Annotated in this window: 11 protein-coding genes and 1 pseudogene; 9 read left to right on the top strand and 3 right to left on the bottom strand. The window is 67.3% G+C overall.

Annotated elements, in window-relative coordinates; translation table 11 throughout:
* Window positions 1–78 (top strand): annotated as a pseudogene (locus A5736_RS25820) (DUF3071 domain-containing protein); the annotation flags it as partial.
* Here A5736_RS25820 and A5736_RS03170 read toward each other — a convergent pair.
* On the bottom strand, window positions 57–626 hold the full coding sequence (locus tag A5736_RS03170) for a hypothetical protein (RefSeq protein ID WP_076244479.1): 570 nt from the start codon (window positions 624–626) through the stop codon (window positions 57–59). The pseudogene A5736_RS25820 and the gene A5736_RS03170 sit on opposite strands and share 22 nt — an antisense overlap.
* A gap of 311 nt (window positions 627–937) precedes the next feature.
* Between A5736_RS03170 and arc the strand changes: the two genes are divergently transcribed.
* Window positions 938–2,767: a proteasome ATPase gene (arc, locus tag A5736_RS03165; RefSeq protein ID WP_076058714.1), complete on the top strand. Its 1,830-nt coding sequence runs from the start codon at window positions 938–940 to the stop codon at window positions 2,765–2,767.
* A 17-nt stretch (window positions 2,768–2,784) separates the two neighbouring features.
* On the opposite strand, the gene A5736_RS03160 is transcribed toward arc, so the two are convergent.
* Entirely contained in the window at window positions 2,785–3,393 is a 609-nt protein-coding gene (locus A5736_RS03160; RefSeq protein ID WP_076058480.1) for a hypothetical protein, read from the bottom strand.
* Window positions 3,394–3,402: 9 nt separating this feature from the next.
* On the bottom strand, window positions 3,403–4,665 hold the full coding sequence (locus A5736_RS03155) for a hypothetical protein (RefSeq protein ID WP_076244477.1): 1,263 nt from the start codon (window positions 4,663–4,665) through the stop codon (window positions 3,403–3,405).
* 174 nt (window positions 4,666–4,839) lie between these two features.
* Here A5736_RS03155 and dop point away from each other — a divergent pair, with 174 nt between their 5' ends.
* From dop to A5736_RS03120, 7 genes are all read left to right on the top strand, one after another.
* Window positions 4,840–6,348: a pup deamidase/depupylase gene (dop, locus tag A5736_RS03150; RefSeq protein ID WP_076115347.1), complete on the top strand. Its 1,509-nt coding sequence runs from the start codon at window positions 4,840–4,842 to the stop codon at window positions 6,346–6,348.
* Window positions 6,349–6,422: 74 nt separating this feature from the next.
* Window positions 6,423–6,617 (top strand): ubiquitin-like protein Pup, encoded by a 195-nt coding sequence (locus A5736_RS03145; RefSeq protein WP_076058487.1) that lies wholly within the window; start codon window positions 6,423–6,425, stop codon window positions 6,615–6,617.
* Window positions 6,614–7,534: a proteasome subunit beta gene (gene prcB / locus A5736_RS03140; RefSeq protein ID WP_076127944.1), complete on the top strand. Its 921-nt coding sequence runs from the start codon at window positions 6,614–6,616 to the stop codon at window positions 7,532–7,534. Before A5736_RS03145 ends, prcB begins: the two co-directional genes overlap by 4 nt.
* Window positions 7,531–8,307, top strand: a complete 777-nt coding sequence (gene prcA / locus A5736_RS03135) for a proteasome subunit alpha (protein ID WP_076127946.1) — start codon at window positions 7,531–7,533, stop codon at window positions 8,305–8,307. The genes prcB and prcA overlap by 4 nt, the downstream gene beginning before the upstream one ends.
* A 67-nt stretch (window positions 8,308–8,374) precedes the next feature.
* On the top strand, window positions 8,375–9,733 hold the full coding sequence (gene pafA, locus A5736_RS03130; RefSeq protein WP_139333101.1) for a Pup--protein ligase: 1,359 nt from the start codon (window positions 8,375–8,377) through the stop codon (window positions 9,731–9,733).
* Between the two features lie 42 nt (window positions 9,734–9,775).
* Entirely contained in the window at window positions 9,776–10,774 is a 999-nt protein-coding gene (locus A5736_RS03125; protein ID WP_076127951.1) for a YafY family protein, read from the top strand.
* Window positions 10,774–11,748, top strand: coding sequence for a YafY family protein (locus A5736_RS03120; RefSeq protein ID WP_076127953.1), 975 nt, complete (start codon window positions 10,774–10,776; stop codon window positions 11,746–11,748). Before A5736_RS03125 ends, A5736_RS03120 begins: the two co-directional genes overlap by 1 nt.
* The last annotated feature ends 128 nt before the right edge of the window (window positions 11,749–11,876 follow it).

The raw sequence follows: 11,876 nt of genomic DNA, 5'->3' as shown, positions 1-11,876 counted from the left end.
CCGGAGCAACCGCACCTCGAGATCGACGTCACCAACATGCTGAGCCCCAAAGAAATTCAGGCCAAGATCCGTGCGGGCGGTGGCGGGGGGCCAGGGGGCGGCGCGGTGTCAGACGGCGAGTTGCCCAGGGCCAGCAGCATTTCCGCGGTGCGTCTGGATAGCTGCCAGCCGCCCTGGAAGGGGGTGAACTCCATTGGGAAGGTGAACTTGCCGTTGTTCGCCCGCGGGGTGTTGATGCTGACCGTCGCCATCACGTCGGAGGGATTCTTGTCGGACCACGCGAGGTTGTTCGCCGCGAAGGTCATCGGCAGGTAGCCGTTATCCCGCAGCGCGTTGGTGAACTTGTCCAGGGTGGCCGCACTCTCGGGGGTTGCCCCCTCGACAAGGCTCACCTTGTTGATGCCCGGAACGTTCGGGTCGGCGAGCCGGTTCAGCACCTCGGTAAGCGCTTCGGGCGGGGGCAGCGGCGCGGTCGGCGGAGCCACGATCAGCGGACTCGACGCGGCGGGCACCGGCGCCGACGGACTCGACGACGCAACCTTGGGTTCCTTGTGCGAGCATCCCGAGAGCCCGATGACCGCCAGGGCGGTGGCGGCACTTAACGCAACGGGCAGGTTTCGGTGCATCCGGTCGACTCAGTCGCGTGCTATTAGCGCACGCCTGATTCTTGGAGCGGGGTGGCGGCACATCCCGGGCCAACGGGTGCAATGCAAGTCACACCTGCCGTCGCCGCGGCGACGTCCGCGACGGCCGCCACGCCTGTGGCGAGGGCTTTTGGGATCACAGGTGTCCTTTCGGTGGTCCCGAATCGACGCTGAGGTTACCAGCGGGAGCAATGACGCGAATTTTGACGGCATTTGACTCCGCACATCTGGCGGCAATCGCCGGTAGCGTTGATGTATCCACCGCGTTATTCGGGGCGGGAAAGGAGCGCAACATGGGTGACTCAGAGCGTTCTGAAGCATTCGGCACAGCTAGCGAAACCGACATGTCCAGCGACGATGCTGCCGAATTGGAACAGTTACGCCGTGAGGCAGCGATGCTGCGCGAGCAACTGGACCACGCGGTGGGGCCGCACGGCGCCGCCCGCTCGGCCCGCGACGTGCATCAGCTCGAAGCCCGCATCGACTCGTTGGCCGCACGCAATTCCAAATTAATGGAAACTCTTAAAGAGGCCCGCCAACAACTGCTCGCACTGCGCGAGGAAGTCGACCGGCTCGGGCAGCCGCCCAGCGGCTACGGCGTTCTCCTCGCCGCGCACGACGACGACACCGTCGACGTGTTCACCTCGGGCCGCAAGATGCGCCTGACATGCTCGCCGAACATTGACGCCACATTGCTGCGCAAGGGCCAGACCGTCCGGCTCAACGAGGCCTTGACCGTCGTCGAGGCCGGCACGTTCGAATCGGTCGGCGAGATCTCCACTCTGCGTGAGGTGCTCGCCGACGGCCACCGCGCGCTCGTCGTCGGACACGCCGACGAGGAACGCATCGTCTGGCTGGCCGAGCCGCTGGTCGCCGAGGACCTGCCCGACGGCGTTCCCGACGCTCTCAACGACGACACCAAGCCCCGCAAGCTGCGCCCCGGCGACTCGCTGCTGGTCGACACCAAGGCCGGCTACGCCTTCGAACGCATCCCCAAGGCCGAGGTCGAAGACCTGGTGCTGGAAGAGGTGCCCGACGTCAGCTACCAAGACATCGGCGGTCTTACCCGCCAGATCGAGCAGATCCGCGACGCCGTCGAGCTGCCGTTCCTGCACAAGGAGCTCTACCGCGAGTACGCGCTGCGCCCGCCGAAGGGTGTGCTGCTTTACGGGCCCCCTGGCTGCGGCAAGACGCTGATCGCCAAGGCGGTCGCCAACTCCTTGGCCAAGAAGATGGCCGAGGTGCGCGGCGACGACTCCCGCGAGGCGAAGTCGTACTTCCTGAACATCAAGGGCCCCGAGCTGCTGAACAAGTTCGTCGGTGAGACCGAGCGGCACATCCGGCTGATCTTCCAGCGGGCCCGGGAGAAGGCGTCGGAAGGAACGCCTGTGATCGTGTTCTTCGACGAGATGGACTCGATCTTCCGGACCCGCGGCACCGGCGTCTCGTCGGACGTCGAGACCACGGTGGTGCCGCAGCTGCTCAGCGAGATCGACGGCGTCGAGGGACTCGAGAACGTCATCGTGATCGGTGCATCCAACCGCGAAGACATGATCGATCCCGCGATCCTGCGGCCTGGCCGCCTGGACGTGAAGATCAAGATCGAGCGGCCCGATGCCGAAGCGGCACAAGACATCTACTCGAAGTACTTGACCGAGGCCCTGCCGGTGCACGCCGACGACCTCGCCGAGTTCGGCGGTGACCGTACGGCCTGCATCAAGGCGATGATCGAGAAGGTCGTCGACCGGATGTATGCCGAGATCGACGACAACCGGTTCCTGGAGGTCACCTACGCCAACGGTGACAAGGAAGTCATGTACTTCAAGGACTTCAACTCCGGGGCGATGATCCAGAACGTCGTCGACCGGGCGAAGAAGAACGCCATCAAGTCGGTCCTGGAGACCGGGCAACCGGGTCTGCGCATTCAGCATCTGCTCGATTCGATCGTCGACGAGTTCGCCGAGAACGAGGACCTGCCCAACACCACCAATCCCGATGACTGGGCGCGGATCTCGGGCAAGAAGGGCGAGCGGATCGTGTACATCCGCACCCTGGTCACCGGCAAGTCGTCGAGCGCGTCGCGCGCGATCGACACCGAGTCGAACCTGGGCCAGTACCTGTAGCGCTAACCGCTACCGGGTCAGTCGAACTCGAGCGAGTAGCTGTTGGTGAGGTCGTCCTGCGTGACCTGGGCGGGACGAGTCCTGGTGTCCACCCGCAGCGTTTCGGTGAGCACGCGCGGCTCGTAGCGCCACCCGTCGGGCAGGTTCAGGCGGCCGGCCAGGCCGGGCAGGTCGGCCCTCGACAGGTTGGGGTCGACGACCTGGCTCCACGTCTGCATGACCCAGCGCCGCCCGTCGGGGTCGACGAGTTCGTAGACCTCTGCACCGGCGTCGAAGACGAAGACCGTATTGCGGCTCACCTCGTTGGCGCTGTAGGGCGCGGGGTTCATCGACGACATTGCGACGGTGGCCTGCTTGATCATTTCGATTCCGCCGAAGGTCTTTCGCTCCTGCGGGCCCTGCGGCTCCTTTTCGATGGCGTTCATCAGCCAGTAGCGCGGACCGTTGAGCAGGGCTGCGGCCGCGCCGTTTTCGGCGGCGATGGCCTGCGCGTCGAGCTTGGACCACAGCTCGGCCGGACAATCGTTGAGCGGGAAGCTGTTGTAGACGGTGGCCTGCGGGCCGGATTCACCGACCTGCACGAGAAGCACCTCGCCGTAACGTTTTCCGGACAGATCCTCGGCCATCAGGCGAAATTAATCATTGGCGTGAGCGCCGTCAACAGCGCGCCCGTCAACAGCACACGCGGTCAACGCGACGGCGCCGCGGTAGCGGTTGCGCGCGATCAGTGTGGTGCGCAGGTCGTCGATCAGCGGGTCGAGGAATGTCGAGCGGTACTCGGCGTCGCCGGCCGCGCGGGCGCTGATGTACATGAACGTCAGCGCGCCGAGAAAAAGCGTCATGTGGATCAGCGAATCCGGCACCTGGACCGTCAATCCCAACACCGTCGAAGTGCTCTTGTAGGTGTGGGTCCACTCGTTGAGTAGCTCCGGGCTGAGGATGATCAGTCCCAGGATGAAGTAGATGACGGTGGTGACCACCGCCACCACCAGGATCTGCGCCAACTGCGAGGCGGCGAGCACGAACACGACATTGGCGCGTTCGGACCTTTTCAGCGGGGCGCAGTCATGCGTATCGAGCATCGTCGCGAAGGGCGTGCCGGCGAGCTTCTCGGTGTCGTCGGGCCCGGTGTCGTTGGGCCCCGTGTCGTTGGGCTTGGTGTCGTTGGGCCGGACCGTCGTCGAGCGCAGCATCGGCCGCACTCGTTCGAGGGTGGCCGACACGACGAAGGCCGCGGCGATCGACACCAGAAACGCCATCGCCAGCACCAGCCGCTTACCGCTGATCGTTGCGGCCATCAACCAGACGTAGGTATTGAAGAACACCAACGCGGTCAGCAGCACCACCGGCAGGGCCCGCACGGCCAAGGCGCCGACGGTGGCAAGGTGCGACAGCATCATCCGCACCGCCCAGCCCACCACCGAACCCGCGCCGGCACCGGTCAGGATCAGCACCGCGGCCACGACGACGGCTTCCTGCACCAGCTGAGAGGGGCCGTCCACGATCGTCGCGACGCACACCACGACGGCGACCGCGAAGGTCGCGACGCCCGCGCGGGTCCGGCCGCTGCGTGACCGAGACACCACCCAGCCGACGATGGCCATCAGCGGAAGCGCCAGCCCGATGATGGCGAGCACGATCCATTCGGAAGTTGTCGGCTCCCCGGTGATCTCGACATCGTGGCCGCCGGTGATCAAGTAGACCGGCAGGACGCAGGCCTGCAACGTCGCGTAGGCGGCCAGCATGGGGGCCGACCGAGGCCAGAGCCGTCGCCACCGCGCTCGCCTGGTGAGCACCGAGGGCAGCCCGCGCTCCAAGAACCAGCTTTCGGCCGCGGAGCCCGCCGTCTCCCGGCTGCCGGTTCGACTGCCCGAATCGTGGCCCAGCGAGAGGTCCATGCCGGCTCACCCTAGTGTCGAAACGGCCCGCGCGGAGGCTGTTGCCAGGCTCAATTCGGAGCCCGGCAATATGACCGGCAATGCGCCCGGGAATGTGACCGGCATGTGACCCGCAATGCGCCCGGCTCACCCCCGCTTCGGGGGCCGCGTCGTCGCCGGGCCTATCTTGAAGTAATGCAACGGATTATCGGGACGGAGGTTGAGTACGGCATTTCGTCGCCGTCGGACCCGACCGCCAACCCGATCCTGACCTCGACGCAGGCGGTGTTGGCCTATGCCGCCGCCGCAGGTATCCAGCGCGCCAAACGCACCCGCTGGGACTACGAGGTGGAATCGCCGCTGCGTGACGCCCGTGGCTTCGACCTGAGCCGGTCGGCCGGGCCGCCGCCCGTGGTCGACGCCGACGAGGTCGGTGCGGCCAACATGATCCTGACCAACGGGGCGCGGCTCTACGTCGACCACGCCCATCCGGAGTACTCCGCGCCGGAGTGCACCGACCCGCTGGACGCGGTGATCTGGGACAAGGCGGGCGAGCGGGTGATGGAGGCCGCTGCCCGGCACGTCGCGAGCGTGCCCGGAGCGGCGAAACTGCAGCTCTACAAGAACAACGTCGACGGCAAGGGCGCGTCCTACGGGTCGCACGAGAACTACCTGATGTCCCGGCAGACGCCGTTCTCGGCCATCATCGCCGGGCTCACCCCGTTCCTGGTGTCGCGGCAGGTCATCACCGGATCCGGCCGCGTCGGCATCGGACCCTCCGGCGACGAGCCCGGGTTCCAGCTGTCGCAGCGCTCCGACTACATCGAGGTCGAAGTCGGGCTGGAGACCACGCTCAAACGCGGCATCATCAACACCCGCGACGAACCGCACGCCGACGCCGATCGGTATCGCAGGCTGCACGTGATCATCGGCGACGCCAACCTCGCCGAGACGTCGACCTACCTGAAACTGGGCACCACGGCGCTGGTGCTCGACCTGATCGAAGAGGGCCCCGAACACGGGATCGACCTGACCGACCTGGCGTTGGCCCGGCCGGTGCACGCCGTCCATGCGATCAGCCGCGACCCGTCGCTGCGCGCCGCGGTGGCCCTGGTTGACGGGCGCGAGCTGACCGGCCTTGCGCTGCAACGCATCTACCTCGATCGGGTGGCCAAGCTGGTCGACAGCCGCGACCCCGACGCGCGCGCGGCCGACATCGTCGAGACGTGGGCGCACGTGCTCGATCAGCTCGAGCGCGACCCGATGGACTGCGCCGAGCTGCTGGACTGGCCGGCCAAGCTGCGGCTCCTCGAGGGTTTCCGCCAGCGAGAGAACCTGAGCTGGTCGGCGCCCCGGCTGCACCTCGTCGACCTGCAATATTCCGACGTCCGCCTGGACAAGGGTCTCTACAACCGGCTGGTGGCGCGGGGCTCCATGAAGCGTCTGGTCAACGAACACCAGGTCCTCGACGCGGTCGACAACCCGCCCACGGACACCCGCGCGTACTTCCGCGGCGAATGCCTGCGCAGGTTCGGCGCCGATATCGCCGCGGCCAGTTGGGACTCGGTGATCTTCGACCTGGGCGGCGATTCGCTGGTGCGCATCCCGACGCTGGAGCCGCTGCGGGGCAGCAAGGCACACGTCGGGGCGCTATTGGACTCTGTGGACAGCGCGGCCGAACTGGTGGAACAACTCACCAGCTAGGCCCGTTAAAGGGGGAAACGTCGGCGTTGACCGGTACTGTAGAGAAACAGGCCCAGACCTAGCAGGAGGCGGCGATGGCGCAGGAGCAGACCAAGCGTGGCGGTGGCGGCGGTGACGACGATGACGTCACCGGTACCACAGCCGCGGGCCAAGAGCGCCGCGAGAAGCTAGCCGAGGAGACCGACGATCTGCTCGACGAGATTGACGACGTCCTTGAGGAGAACGCGGAGGACTTCGTCCGTGCGTACGTCCAAAAGGGCGGACAGTGACCTGGCCGTTCTCTGATCGTCTGCCCATCAACTCGGCATTTTCCGGAACCTCAGGGATAAACCAATCCTCGTTCGCTGATCTGTTGCGCCGCCAGGCGCCCGAACTGCTACCTGCGGTCCTCGGCGGGGGTCAATCGGGAACCGGTCAGTCAGGGGGCGGTTCATCCGGGAGCAGTCAACCCGGTGGGCAATTTGCGCATGGCACCACAATCGTCGCGCTGAAATACCCCGGGGGTGTTCTGATCGCCGGCGACCGGCGCTCCACGCAGGGCAACATGATCTCCGGTCGCGACGTGCGGAAGGTGTACATCACCGACGACTACACCGCCACCGGCATCGCCGGCGTTGCCGCGATCGCCGTCGAGTTCGCCCGCCTTTACGCGGTGGAACTCGAGCACTACGAGAAACTCGAAGGGGTGCCGCTCACCTTTGCCGGCAAGGTCAACCGGCTGGCGATCATGGTGCGCGGCAACCTCGCGGCTGCCATGCAGGGGCTGGTGGCCCTGCCGCTGCTGGTGGGCTACGACATCCACGCCGCCGATCCGGAAAGCGCCGGCCGCATCGTCACTTTCGACGCCGCCGGCGGCTGGAACATCGAAGAAGAGGGGTATCAGTCGGTGGGGTCGGGGTCGATCTTCGCCAAGTCTTCGATGAAGAAGCTGTATTCGCAGGTCACCGATGCCGATTCGGGGTTGCGGGTCGCCATCGAGGCGCTCTACGACGCCGCCGACGACGATTCGGCCACCGGCGGCCCGGACCTGGTCCGCGGCATCTATCCGACGGCGGTCACCATCGGCGCCGACGGGGCGGTCGACGTCCCCGAGAGCCGCATCTCCGAGCTGGCTCGGGAAGTCATCGAAAGCCGTTCGCGCGCTGACACTTTCGGTCCCGACGCCGAGCCGCGGGGTGACAAGTGAGTTTCCCGTACTTTATTTCTCCCGAGCAGGCGATGCGCGAGCGCAGCGAGCTCGCGCGCAAGGGCATCGCGCGGGGCAAAAGCGTGGTGGCGCTTGCCTACTCGGACGGTGTGCTCTTCGTCGCGGAGAACCCGTCGCGGTCCCTGCAGAAGATCAGCGAGCTTTACGACCGCGTCGGCTTTGCGGCCGCGGGCAAGTTCAACGAGTTCGACAACCTGCGCCGCGGCGGGATTCAGTTCGCGGACACCCGGGGCTACGCCTACGACCGCCGTGACGTCACCGGCCGGCAGCTGGCCAACGTCTACGCGCAGACGCTGGGCACGATCTTCACCGAGCAGGCCAAGCCGTATGAGGTCGAGTTGTGCGTCGCCGAGGTCGCGCACTACGGCGAGACGAAACCACCTGAGCTGTATCGGATTACCTACGACGGGTCGATCGCCGACGAGCCGCATTTCGTCGTGATGGGCGGCACCACCGAGCCGATCGCCAACGCGCTCAAGGAGTCCTACGCTGAGAACGCCGATCTGCACGACGCTTTGCACATCGCGGTGGACGCGCTGCGGGCCGGCAGCCCCGACGGCTCGAACGGCGATCAGGCCACCCTCGAAGTGGCCAGCCTGGAGGCCGCCATCCTGGACGCCAACCGGCCGCGTCGCGCATTTCGCCGCCTTGGGCGCTCCACCCTGGAACGCCTGCTCGACCAGACCGGTTCGAAGGGCACGAAATCCGACTCGAAATCCGACTCGAAATCCGACGACGAATCCGACGACTGACGCCCGATAACATCCGTGGGCGCGGCATGCTCACGGTCGCGGTCTGAGAACCAGTACCCTCAATTGTGTGCAGCGTCGAATTATGGGCATCGAGACCGAGTTCGGTGTCACCTGCACGTTCCACGGCCACCGGCGGCTGAGCCCGGACGAGGTCGCCCGTTATTTGTTCCGCCGCGTCGTGTCCTGGGGCCGCAGCTCGAACGTTTTCCTGCGCAACGGCGCGCGCCTATACCTCGATGTCGGCAGCCATCCCGAGTACGCCACCGCCGAATGCGACAGCCTGGTCCAGCTGGTCACGCACGACCGGGCGGGCGAATGGGTGCTGGAAGACCTGCTGGTCGACGCCGAGCAGCGGCTCGCCGATGAGGGCATCGGCGGCGACATCTACCTGTTCAAGAACAACACCGATTCGGCGGGCAACTCCTACGGCTGCCACGAGAACTACCTGATCGTGCGGGCCGGCGAGTTCTCCCGGATCTCCGACGTGCTGCTGCCCTTCCTGGTCACCCGCCAGCTCATCTGCGGGGCGGGCAAGGTGCTGCAGACCCCTAAGGCCGCAACGTTCTGCTTGAGCCAGCGCGCCGAGCACATCTGGGAGGGCGTCTCGTCGGCCACCACCCGCAGCCGCCCGATCATCAACACCCGCGACGAGCCGCACGCCGACGCCGAGAAGTACCGTCGGCTGCACGTCATCGTCGGCGACTCCAACATGTGCGAGACCACCACCATGCTCAAGGTCGGCACCGCGGCGCTGGTGCTGGAGATGATCGAAGCCGGTGTCCCGTTCCGCGATTTCTCGCTGGACAACCCGATCCGCGCCATCCGCGAGGTCAGCCACGACATCACCGGCCGCCGGCCGGTGCGGCTAGCGGGCGGGCGTCAGGCCAGCGCGCTGGACATCCAGCGGGAGTACTACAGCCGCGCCGTCGAGCATCTGCAGGTCCGCGAACCCAACGCCCAGATCGAACAGGTCGTCGACCTGTGGGGCCGCCAGCTCGACGCCGTCGAGAGCCAGGACTTCGCGAAGGTGGACACCGAGATCGACTGGGTCATCAAGCGCAAGCTGTTCCAGCGCTACCAGGACCGCTACGACATGGAGCTGTCCGACCCGAAGATCGCCCAGCTGGATCTGGCCTACCACGACATAAAGCGGGGCCGCGGCGTCTTCGACCTGCTGCAGCGCAAGGGCCTGGCCGCGCGCGTCACCACCGACGAGGACATCGCGGAAGCCGTCGACCAGCCGCCGCAGACCACCCGCGCGCGGCTGCGCGGCGAATTCATCAGCGCCGCGCAGGCCGCGGGCCGCGACTTCACCGTCGACTGGGTACACCTCAAACTGAACGACCAGGCCCAGCGCACCGTGCTGTGCAAAGACCCGTTCCGCGCCGTCGACGAGCGGGTCAAGCGGCTGATCGCCAGCATGTAGGCGCGGAAACGCTGGGCAACCAACCCCTTTAGGCTGGTGCAAATGGCGACCTCGAAAGTCGAACGGTTGGTAAACCTCGTCATCGCCTTGCTGTCCACCCGGGGCTACGTCACCGCCGACAAGATCCGCTCCAGCGTGGCGGGCTACTCGGATAGCCCCAGCGCGGAGGCGTTCTCGCGGATGTTCGAGCGCGACAAGAACGAGTTGCGCGACCTCGGCATCCCCCTCGAAGTCGGCAGGGTTTCGGCGCTGGACCCCACCGAGGGCTATCGGATCAACCGCGACGCCTACGCGCTGCCGCCCGTCGAGCTCACGTCGGACGAGGCGGCCGCGGTGGCCGTTGCCACCCAGCTGTGGGAGTCGCCCGAGCTGATCACCGCGACCCAGGGCGCGCTGCTGAAGCTGCGCGCCGCCGGCGTGGACGTCGACCCCTCGGACGAAGGAGCGCCGGTGGCCATCGCCTCCCCGCCCGGGGTGCCGGGCCTGCGCGGGTCGGAGGATGTCCTCGGAATCCTGTTGTCGGCCATCGATTCTCGCCAGGCGGTGCAGTTTCCGCACCGGCCGTCGCGGGCCGAGCCGTTCACCACGCGCACCGTCGAGCCGTGGGGCGTGGTCACCGAGAAGGGCCGCTGGTATCTCGTGGGCCACGACCGCGACCGCGACGCCACCCGCACCTTCCGGCTTTCGCGCATCGGCGCGGAGGTCGTTCCGATCGGTCCCGCCGGCGCGGTCACCGTGCCCGACGACGTCGACCTGCGCAAGATCGTGGCCCGGATCGTCGCCGAAACGCCGACGGGCGGGCAGGCGCGGGTGTGGGTCGCCGACGGGCGGGCCACCGCGCTGCGCCGGGCCGGACGGTCCACCGGTGAGCGCCAACTGGGCGGCCGCGACGGCGAGGTGCTCGAATTCGACATCGGCTGGGGCGACCGGCTGGCGCGCGACATCGCCGGCTACGGTGCCGACGCCGTCGTGCTCGAGCCGCAGTCGCTGCGCGACGATGTGCTGGACCGGTTGCGCGCCCAGGCGGGAGTTGAGGCCTGATGACCCCGGTGTCCACCCGCCTGGTCCGGCTGCTGAACATGGTGCCGTATTTCCAGGCCAACCCACGGGTCACGCGCGCCAAGGCCGCCGCCGACCTCGGGGTGTCCGCCAAGCAGCTCGAGGAGGACCTCAACCAGCTGTGGATGTGTGGTCTCCCCGGCTACTACCCGGGTGATCTCATCGATTTCGAGTTCTCCGGAGACAAGATCGAGGTGACGTTCTCGGCGGGTATCGACCGGCCGCTGAAGCTCACCTCGCCCGAGGCCACCGGCCTGCTGGTGGCGCTGCGGGCGCTGGCCGACATTCCGGGCGTGGTCGATCCCGAAGCCGCGCGCAGCGCCATCGCGAAGATCGAGGCAGCGGCGGGCGCCGTCGGGCACGACGCCACGGGTATTGCGGCGGCGGTCGATGAGCAGGCACCGGTCGAGAGCCGGGCCGCGGCCGCGGTCCGCGCGGCGGTGCAGTATAAACACGCGCTGGCCATCGACTACTACGCCGCGTCGCACGACACCTTGACGAGCCGGATCGTCGACCCCATCCGGGTGCTGCTGATCGGCGGCCAGAGCTACCTGGAGGCCTGGTCGCGGGACGCGGAGGGGGTCCGGCTGTTCCGCTTCGACCGGATCGTGGAGGCCACCGAACTGGGCGAGCCGGCCGCCGCGCCGGAGTCGGCGCTGCACGCGCCGCCGGACACGTCCCTGTTCGACGGCGATCCGTCGCTGCCGTCGGCCACGCTGCGGGTGGCGCCCTCGGCGTCCTGGATGCTCGAGTACTACCCGATGCGCGACGTGCGCGAGTTGCCCGACGGGTCGTGCGAGGCGGTCATGACGTACGCCTCCGAGGACTGGATGACGCGCCTGGTGCTGGGCTTCGGTTCGGCCGTGCGGGTGCTCGCGCCGGCGTCGCTTGCGCAGCGGGTACAGGATTCCGCGGCGGCGGCGCTGGAGTCCTATCAGGTCGCGGCCCAGGGGTGAAGCAGTGCGGGACCCGCCCGGCGCGGCGCGGGGAAACCGGCAGTTCTCGCTCCTGCGGTAGCATCGGGTGGACGTCTGGAGGTAATCAAAGTGGGCAGTCTTAGTCCGTGGCACTGGGCGATCCTCGC

Origin of the sequence: Mycobacterium sp. SP-6446 (assembly GCF_001954045.1) — a bacterium.
Lineage (GTDB): Bacteria > Actinomycetota > Actinomycetes > Mycobacteriales > Mycobacteriaceae > Mycobacterium.
The sequence above is the reverse complement of the archived record's forward strand: the minus strand, read 5'-3'. Positions and strand labels throughout refer to the sequence as shown.

Coding starts and splice junctions, on each gene's coding strand:
- A5736_RS03170 (WP_076244479.1), bottom strand. CDS start 626: ATGCACCGAAACCTGCCCGTTGCGTTAAGTGCCGCCACCGCCCTGGCG.
- arc (WP_076058714.1), top strand. CDS start 938: ATGGGTGACTCAGAGCGTTCTGAAGCATTCGGCACAGCTAGCGAAACC.
- A5736_RS03160 (WP_076058480.1), bottom strand. CDS start 3,393: ATGGCCGAGGATCTGTCCGGAAAACGTTACGGCGAGGTGCTTCTCGTG.
- A5736_RS03155 (WP_076244477.1), bottom strand. CDS start 4,665: ATGGACCTCTCGCTGGGCCACGATTCGGGCAGTCGAACCGGCAGCCGG.
- dop (WP_076115347.1), top strand. CDS start 4,840: ATGCAACGGATTATCGGGACGGAGGTTGAGTACGGCATTTCGTCGCCG.
- A5736_RS03145 (WP_076058487.1), top strand. CDS start 6,423: ATGGCGCAGGAGCAGACCAAGCGTGGCGGTGGCGGCGGTGACGACGAT.
- A5736_RS03125 (WP_076127951.1), top strand. CDS start 9,776: ATGGCGACCTCGAAAGTCGAACGGTTGGTAAACCTCGTCATCGCCTTG.
- A5736_RS03120 (WP_076127953.1), top strand. CDS start 10,774: ATGACCCCGGTGTCCACCCGCCTGGTCCGGCTGCTGAACATGGTGCCG.